This is a genomic window from Hydrogeniiclostridium mannosilyticum, from assembly GCF_003268275.1.
Taxonomy (GTDB): domain Bacteria; phylum Bacillota; class Clostridia; order Oscillospirales; family Acutalibacteraceae; genus Hydrogeniiclostridium; species Hydrogeniiclostridium mannosilyticum.
Genome location: NZ_QLYR01000050.1, coordinates 1 through 399, shown reverse-complemented (window position 1 = coordinate 399; position 399 = coordinate 1). Strand labels below are relative to the sequence as shown.

Here is a 399-nt window from a genome sequence, read left to right as displayed (position 1 = left end):
TATCGCAGCTTTATTATTTGAATCATGAAATTGAACAGGAGCGACGAAGGCTTAGGGAGCTAGAAGCTGCGGCGACCAGCGTCTCACCTAAGATCACGGGTCTTCCCCATATCAATAAGATTTCGGACAAGACTGCCATCGCCGCGCAAATAGCAGATTGCAGGGCGGTTATTGAGGCTAAGCTCAAGCTTTCCGTTGTTGAATATAACCGGCTGAACCGATTTATTGCTTCCGTGGATGATAGTCTTATGAGGCAAATTTTGAGCCTGCGTTATATCAACGGCTTTTCCTGGCAGAAAATTGCTTTTGCGATTGGTGAACACGATGAAAGCTATCCGAGGAAAAAACACAATCATTTTTTGAAATTGACCGAAATTCCCGAACAGAAAAATTTATAAT

General features: G+C 43.1%; 1 pseudogene. It reads left to right on the top strand.

Annotation, left to right across the window (positions count from 1 at the left end):
• A pseudogene (locus DPQ25_RS14420) lies at positions 1 to 398 on the top strand (hypothetical protein); the annotation flags it as partial.
• Position 399 lies beyond the last annotated feature (1 nt).